3 protein-coding genes are annotated in these 7,157 nt (G+C 70.3%); all 3 read left to right on the plus strand.

Going from position 1 to position 7,157, the window contains the following annotated elements; all coding sequences use genetic code 11:
- Positions 1-38 precede the first annotated feature (38 nt).
- Complete coding sequence (locus AB6807_RS05130; RefSeq protein ID WP_371083728.1) at positions 39-1,298, plus strand: YbfB/YjiJ family MFS transporter; 1,260 nt, start codon at positions 39-41, stop codon at positions 1,296-1,298.
- Complete coding sequence (locus AB6807_RS05135; protein WP_371083729.1) at positions 1,298-1,852, plus strand: methylated-DNA--[protein]-cysteine S-methyltransferase; 555 nt, start codon at positions 1,298-1,300, stop codon at positions 1,850-1,852. Before AB6807_RS05130 ends, AB6807_RS05135 begins: the two co-directional genes overlap by 1 nt.
- A 305-nt stretch (positions 1,853-2,157) precedes the next feature.
- A partial coding sequence (locus AB6807_RS05140) for an ESPR-type extended signal peptide-containing protein (RefSeq protein ID WP_371084154.1) occupies positions 2,158-7,157 on the plus strand: 5,000 nt, incomplete at its 3' end.

The raw sequence follows: 7,157 nt of genomic DNA on the forward strand, positions 1-7,157 counted from the left end.
TGCGGGCTGCCGCAAAATAGCCGCGCCACCCCGCTCCGATGTCGACCACCCTCACTTCCCCCGTTCCCGCGCAGCCCACGCTGCGGCTCGCCTTTGCGCTGTCGATGGGCGCTGCCGTGTCGCTCGGCATCACGCGCTTCGCCTACGGGCTGCTGCTGCCGCCAATGCGCGCGGACCTGGGCTGGAGCTATGCGCTGGCCGGGGGCATGAACACGGCGAACGCGGTCGGCTACCTGATCGGCGCACTGATCACGCCGGCGCTGATGCGGCGCTTTGGCGTGGTGCGGCTGCTGGTGGTCGGGGCGGTGCTGGCCAGCGTGTTCATGGCGGGCAGCGGCTTTGTCACCGCCGCGCCGGCCTTGCTGCTGCAGCGCCTTCTGGCGGGCGTGGCCAGCGCCTGGGTGTTCGTGGCGGGCGGGTTGCTGGCGGCGCGGCTCGGCGAGGCCGACGCAGCGAGCGGCGCTTCACGCGGAGGCCTGCTGCTGGGCATCTACTACGGCGGCACCGGCTTCGGCATCCTGCTGTCGGCGCTGCTGGTGCCGCAAGTGCTGAAGGCGGCGTCGCAGGCGTCGCAAGTGCCGCATGGCTGGGCCTGGGCGTGGTGGGCGCTGGCTGTTGCCAGCGGCGCGGCCACCTGCCTGCTGGCCTGGGCGGGGCGCGCCATGCCCGAGCGGCCGGTGCATGCATCGGCCGCGGGAGCGGGAGCAGCAGGATCGGCAACCGCAAGCACGGCACCGCCGGTCGCGCTGCGCCGCTTCGGCTGGGCGCTCGCGGGCTACACGCTGTTCGGCATGGGCTACATCGGCTACATGACCTTCGTGATCGCGCTGCTGCGCGAGCAGGGCGCCAGCGCCAGCTTCGTCACGCTGTTCTATGCCTTGCTGGGCGTCGCGTGCGTGGCGTCGTCGCGGCTGTGGGCCGGGCTGCTCGACCGGTATCGCGGCGGGCAACCGCAGGCCTTGCTCAACGGCTTGCTGGGCGTGGCCACGCTGCTGCCGGTGCTGAGCGCGTCGGCGCCGGTGGCGCTGGTGTCGGGCGTGCTGTTCGGCGGGGTCTTCTTGTCGGTGGTGGCATCGACCACCGCGCTGGTGCGCCACAACCTGCCGTCGTCGCGCTGGGCGCAGGGCATCAGCATGTTCACCATCGTCTTCGCGCTGGGGCAGATCGTGGGGCCGACCGTCACGGGCTGGATCTCCGACGGGCCGGGCGGCCTGGCGCGCGGCCTGGTGGCGTCGGCCATCGCGCTGTGGCTGGGCGCGGTGCTGGCATCGCGCCAGCACGCGCTGCAGGAGGCCTGATGAGCGGCTTTGCGCTGTTCGACACCGCCATCGGCGTGTGCGCGCTGGCGTGGGGGCCGCAGGGGCTGGTCGGCGTGCAATTGCCGGCCGACGACGGAGAACCGGCCACCCGATTGCGCATGCGGCGGCGGTTTCCGGAATTGCGCGAGCAATTGCCCGATGAGGCCGATGAGTCCGATGAAATGGCGCAGCGCGCCATCGCCGCCATCCAGGGTTTGCTGCAAGGCAAGCACGACGACCTGCTGCACATTGCGCTCGACATGCGTGGTGTGTCGGAATTTCACCAGCGCATCTACGCCATTGCGCGGCGCATTCCGCCGGGGCAGACGCGCACCTATGGCGACATTGCGCAGGAACTTGGCGACAAGACCCTGGCCCGCGCGGTCGGCCAGGCGATGGGCCTGAACCCCTTTGCGCCGGTGGTGCCATGCCACCGCGTGCTGGCCGCCGGCAACAAGCCCGGCGGCTTTTCCGCCGGCGGCGGCGCGCTGACCAAGCTGCGCATGCTCGGCATCGAGGACGCCCGGCCGAACGGAATGGGCTCTCTTTTTTAGACAAAGCGCCGTCTTAATTCAAAAGCGCCGCCATTTCCTGCAAATGGAGAGAATTCGAGAGAATTGGCGCGCAATTAAAAACAAATAGCTTAAAACCCGTATTAGCCGGGTATGAAATTGCAGCGATTGGGCGTAAAAATAAAAACGCTGGTTTCGCCGCGCAATTCATAGGGCCTTGTAGAGCCGAATTTCCAGAGCGAATTCCAGCCGGTCCGGGCAGGAGGTCCGGGGTAGCTCACAGGGGAGTCCGCAGATGCTGTGCACGCAGCGCTGCGAGCGGCTTTGCAAGAAAGCAGGCGCGGCCCATGAACAAGTCGTTTCGAAGCGCCTTTAACGCGTCCCTCGGCGCGTGGGTGGCGGTTCCGGAAACCAGCCTGGCACGCGGCAAGCCCAACCGCGCGGGCCGCCGGACCGCGTTGAAGTTCGCGCTGGCGGCCGCGGCGCTCGTCGTATTGCAGGCCTGGCCGCGAACCGCTTTGGCGGACGTCATCCTGATGAGCTCGACCTGCGCGACGGGTGCCTCCGTCGCGCCAGGCCGCATCAATCCGGGCCCCACCACCAACGGGCCCGCCGGCGTCGGCGCGCCCAGCTCGGACGGCTCGGGCACCTATTCGTCGGTGGCGGGCTGCAACGCGAGCGGGGGCGGTTTCAATTCGGTCACGGTGTACGGCAGCTTCGCCAGCGCCACGGGCATCGGCGCGTCGGCGCTGGGCTTTCTGAGCGTGGCGAACCGCTGGTCGACCGCGTTCGGGCTGGAGTCGTCGGCCGGCGGCATCTCGAGCATTGCGATGGGATTCGGCAGCAACGCGCCGGGGGCCAACGCGGTCGCCATCGGCGGCTCGGGGGGCGACGGCACCACGCCGCTGAGCGTGGCCAACTCGACCACCGCCTCGGGCGCCGGCGCGGTCGCCATCGGCGCCAACGCGACCAAGGGCGCGCAGGCTGCGGCGCCGAACGGCATTGCGCTGGGGGGCCAGGCATCGGTCGTCGCCGCCGCCACCTCGGGCATCGCCATCGGGCGGGGCTCGACGGTCACCGGCGCGTTCGGCATCGCGCAGGGCGACGGCGCCAAGTCGACGGCGGGCGGGGCCATCGCATTCGGCACCTTGTCGGAGGCGCACGGCACCAATTCCGCCGCCTTCGGCTACAGCGCCATCGCAAGCCAGGCGAACGGCATCGCCGTGGGCACGGGCGCCGAATCCGCGGGCCTCGGGAGCACCGCGCTGGGTTCGTTCACCCGAGCCCACGGCGACAACTCGCTGGCGCTGGGCGGCTCCGACGCATTCAACACGGCAGACATCGCCCTGGGTTCCGGTGCCGCGGCCGGGCTGGCGTCCGACACGACATCGACGCGCAACGTCGCCATCGGCGTGACGGCCGCGGCCACCGGCGGTTTTTCGTCTGCATTGGGCGCGACCACCCAGGCCAGCGCAGCCGGCGCCACCGCCCTGGGCAGCAACGCCACCAAGGGCGCGATGGCCCTCGCGCCCGATTCCATCGCCATCGGCGGGCAGTCCGAGGTGCTCGGGGTCTCGACGTCGGGCATCGCCATCGGCCGCGGCGCCTTCGTCGACGGCGCGTTCGGCATTGCGCAGGGGGACGGCAGCTTCAGCGGCCCCACCGGGCACAACGTGGCCATCGGCTCGTCGGGCACCGCCGCGGACAGCGACACCGCCACCGGCGGCGCGGTGGCCGTCGGGCGTGCACAAAACGCCGGGGGCGACGGTGCCGTGGCCCTGGGCAACGCGAACACGGCGCTCGGCGTCGGCGCGGTCGCGCTGGGCAATGCGAACAACGCCAACGGCGCGGGCGCGCTGGCCTTCGGCTCCGGCGCCAATTCGAACGGCACCGGCGCCATCGCCATCGGCAGCACGTCGAAGGCCACCGCCGCGAATTCGACGGCCCTCGGGTCCAGCGCGAACGCCGCCGGACAGAACGCCACCGCACTCGGAAACTCGGCATGGGCCGGCGGTGTGAACGCCGCCGCGTTCGGCTTCGGCACGAACGCCAGCGGCAGCCGCAGCGTTGCCATCGGCTCCGGCGCCAACGCCGTTGCCGACTTCGCGACGGCCGCCGGCCGGCTGGCGAATGCCTCCGGCGTGGGCGCGACGGCGCTGGGCGGCAACGCCGCGTCGGGCGCAGCCGCAGCCGCCGCCGATTCGCTGGCCTTCGGTGGCCAGTCCAGCGTGGGCTCAACGGCAACCTCCGGCATTGCCGTCGGGCGCGGTGCCACCGTGAGCGGCGCCTTCGGCATCGCGCAGGGCGACGGCGCGAACGCCGTGGGCCAGGGCGCCGTTGCCCTGGGCACTTCCGCCGCGGCTGGCGCCTCGAACTCGACGGCGCTCGGGGCCAGCGCCAACGCCTCCGGGCAGAACGCCACGGCGGTTGGCACCTCGGCGCTGGCCGGGGGCATCAACTCCGCCGCGCTCGGGTTCAACACCAACGCCAACGGCGTTCGCAGCATCGCCATCGGTTCCGCCGCCAACGCCGTCGCCGACTACGCGACAGCGGTCGGCCGATTGGCCAATGCATCCGGCACGGGCGCAACGGCCCTGGGCGGCAACGTCACGCTGGGCGCCGTGGCGGGCGCGACCGATTCCGTGGCCATCGGCGGGCAGTCGAACGTCGGCGCCGCTGCGACCTCGGGCATTGCCATCGGCCGCGGTGCGACGGTCGGCGCCGCCTTCGGCATTGCCCAGGGCGACGGCGTGACCAGCGGCGCGACCGGACAGAACGTGGCCATCGGCTCCAGCGGCACCACGGCCAACAGCGGCACGGCAACCGGCGGCGCGGTGGCCATCGGCCGCGGCCAGAAGGCCACGGGCAACGGTGCCGTGGCCATCGGCGACCCCAACACCGCCACCGGCGACGGCGCCGTCGCGCTGGGCGCCAACGCCACGGCGGCCGGCAACCTGGCCGGCACCACCGCCGCCAACGGCGCGGTGGCGCTGGGCAATTCGGTCAACGCCATCGGGCAAGGGTCCGTGGCGTTGGGCAATGCGAGCGACGCGATCGGCGGCGGGGCGGTGGCGCTGGGCAACACGGCGCGCGCGGCCGCTCCGAGCGCGCTGGCCTTCGGCACCGGCGCCAGGTCCAACGGCAACAGTGCGACGGCCATCGGCGCCAACGCCAACGCGGCATTCGCCAACGACCTCGCCATCGGCAGCAATTCACTGGCGGTGGGCGACGCCAGCGGCAACTCGTCCACGGCCTACGGCAATTCGGCGCAGGCCGTCGGCATCAATTCCATGGCGTTCGGCACGCTTGCCAATGCGTCCGGCGCGGCGTCCGAGGCCTTCGGCGCCGGTGCGAACGCCGTCGGCGCCAACGCCATGGCGTTCGGCACTGCCGCCAAGGCCAGCGGCGCGAGTTCGTCGGCGTTCGGGACCGGCGCGAACGCCGGCGGACAGAACGCCACGGCCATCGGCAACGGTGCGGCGGCGGCCGGCCAGAACGCCACGGCCATCGGTCCCACCGCATCGGCCGGCGCACTGAACGCCATCGCGCTCGGCCTCGCCGCGAACGCCGGCGGCATCCGCGGCATCGCCATCGGGTCCGGTTCCAGCGCCGGTGGCGACAACGCCGCGGCCCTCGGCCGGCTGGCAAATGCTTCGGCGGCAGGCGCAACCGCGCTGGGGGGCAACGCCACCGCCGGTGCCGCGGCCGGCGCCACCGATTCCATCGCCATCGGTGGCCAGTCGGTCGTGGCGTCCGGGGCCACGTCTGGCATTGCCATCGGCCTGGGCGCGAATGCGAGCGTCGCGCGCAGCGTGGCGCTGGGCGACGGCGCCACGACCGCGGCTGCGACCGGCGTTTCCAGCGCCACGGTCGGCGGCATCACCTACGGCGGGTTTGCCGGGGCGGCGCCGGTGGGCGTGGTCAGCGTGGGCGCGGCGGGCGCCGAGCGGCAGGTCACCAACGTGGCCGCGGGGCAGGTGACCGCGACCTCGACCGATGCGATCAACGGCAGCCAGCTGTTCGCCGGGCTGAGCACTACGGGCAGCGGGATCGCTAGCCTTTCTTCGGGGTTGAGTACGGTGACGAGCGGGATCACGAGTCTTTCTTCGGGGTTGAGTACGGTGACGAGTGGGCTCGGGAGTTTGTCGACGGGGTTGAGCACGACGAACAGCAGTGTGGGCAGCCTGTCGATATCGACATCGACCGGGTTGAGTACGGCCACCAGCGGGATCACGAGCCTGTCGACCGGGCTGAGCACTGCGACAAGCGGGATCACGAGTTTGTCTTCCGGCTTGAGCACGACGAACAGCAGCGTGGCCAGCTTGTCGACTTCCACTTCGACGGGGCTGAGCACGGCCACGAGCGGCATCACCAGCCTGTCGTCGGGCCTGAGCACTGCGACGAGCGGGATCACGAGTTTGTCCACCGGCCTGAGCACGACCAATAGCAACGTGAACAGCTTGTCGACCTCCACCTCGACGGGGCTGAGCACTGCGACAAGCAGCATCGACAGCTTGTCTGTATCGACGTCGACCGGGTTGAGCACGGCTACCAGCGGAATCACCAGCCTGTCGACCGGTCTGAGCACCACGAACAGTGTCGTCGACAGCTTGTCGACTTCCACATCGACAGGCTTGAGCACTGCAACGAGCAGCATCGACAGCCTGTCTACTTCAACATCGACGGGGCTGAGCACCGCCACAAGCGGAATCGCAAGCCTGTCGTCCGGCCTGAGCACCGCGACCAGCGGTATCAGCAGCCTGTCGACTGGCCTCAGCACCACGAACAGCGTCGTTGACAGCCTGTCGACTTCGACCTCGACAGGGCTGAGTACAGCGACGAGCGGCATCAGCAGCCTATCGACCGGCCTGAGCACGACGAACAGCAACGTGGACAGCCTGTCGACCTCGACATCGACAGGCCTCAGCACGGCAACCAGTGGAATCACCAGCCTGTCCACGGGCTTGAGTACCACGAACAGCAACGTCAACAGTTTGTCGACTTCAACGTCCACGGGCTTGAGCACGGCAACGAGCGGGATCGCAAGTCTTTCGTCCGGGCTGAGCACCGCGACGAGCGGCATCAGCAGCCTGTCGACCGGCTTGAGTACGACGAACAGCAATGTGGACAGCCTGTCGACCTCGACATCGACAGGCCTTAGCACGGCAACCAGTGGAATCACTAGCTTGTCGACGGGCTTGAGTACCACAAACAGCAACGTCGATAGCTTGTCGACTTCAACGTCCACGGGCTTGAGCACGGCAACGAGCGGGATCGCAAGTCTTTCGTCCGGGTTGAGCACTGCGACGAGCGGCATCAGCAGCCTATCGACCGGCTTGAGTACGAC

Origin of the sequence: Variovorax sp. RCC_210 (assembly GCF_041355175.1) — a bacterium.
Classification (GTDB): Bacteria; Pseudomonadota; Gammaproteobacteria; order Burkholderiales; family Burkholderiaceae_C; genus Variovorax.